The 581-nt window shown below is 39.6% G+C and carries 1 protein-coding gene; it reads left to right on the top strand.

The annotated features are described in order from the left end of the window. Positions 1-581: pyridoxal-phosphate dependent enzyme (locus ACRCJ0_RS18690; RefSeq protein ID WP_431391698.1), on the top strand; the 581-nt coding region annotated here is incomplete at both ends.

The following is a 581-nucleotide window of genomic DNA, read 5'->3' as shown; positions in this document are numbered from 1 at the left end:
AATCAAAGAACATTAGGTGATATTCGTGACCGTAAGCCCGTTTTTTGGGAGAATGATAGCCATGTACCTTTCAAGAACTTAAAAGGGCAACTGGATGTGTCAGTCCTAGAGATTAAAGACGCAGAGGCACGATTAAAACGATTTGCACCATTTATCAAAGCAGTCTTCGAAGATACGGTGGCTTTAGATGGTCTGATTGAATCGCCAATTTCTGACATTGACAAATTTAAGAACGCGTTAGAAACCACTTATGATTTTTCATTTCCTGGCCAAATGTTCCTAAAACGGGATGATTTGTTGCCAATTGCAGGTACAATAAAAGCCCGCGGTGCTATTTATGAAGTCTTACGTCATGCAGAAGCATTAGCCTTTGAAGAGAAATTATTATCAGGTTATGACGATGACTATTCGAAATTTGCGACTAAGACATTCCAAGATTTCTTTAAACAGTACACTGTAGTTGTTGGGACTACAGGTAACTTGGGGATTTCTTCAGGTGTGATGTCTGCCAAAATTGGTTTCAATGTCCAAGTTCATATGTCCCACGAAGCCAAGCAATGGAAGAAAGACTACCTAAGAAG

The sequence above is a fragment of the Aerococcus sp. L_32 genome (assembly GCF_050689315.1).
Note: the sequence above shows the minus strand (reverse complement) of the source record. Positions and strands in the feature narration are given on the sequence as shown.